This window comes from Vallitalea maricola, assembly GCF_036985595.1.
Lineage (GTDB): Bacteria > Bacillota > Clostridia > Lachnospirales > Vallitaleaceae > Vallitalea > Vallitalea maricola.
This window is the reverse complement of record NZ_BTPU01000158.1, coordinates 1-276: the sequence shown is the minus strand read 5'-3', so window position 1 is coordinate 276 and position 276 is coordinate 1. Positions and strand designations below refer to the sequence as shown.

General features: G+C 28.6%; 1 protein-coding gene. It reads left to right on the top strand.

Features of this window, described 5'->3' with window-relative positions; genetic code table 11:
- The coding region (locus AACQ14_RS23710; RefSeq protein ID WP_339366013.1) for a hypothetical protein at positions 1 to 258 on the top strand (258 nt) is incomplete at its 5' end.
- Positions 259 to 276: the final 18 nt, after the last annotated feature.

Genomic DNA, 276 nt, shown 5'->3' with positions numbered 1-276 from the left:
AACGTTATAATTGAACTTATTGTAATAAGTTCAATTATAACGTTGGAAAATCTTAAGTTGGCGAATGAGTTAAAAGAACATGATATGGATGAAGAACTAAGTAAAAGCATGGAAGAATGCAGGGTAACAGATTATTTCAACTATTATGGGGTAGAAGAGTTAATGGAAATAGTTGAAGTAGTGGAGAATTCATTCGATATGTTCTTAGATAAAAATGTTAATCACAATAAAGGAAAAGAAGTAGTTATTAGAATATGATAAAACAATTCTTCTAGG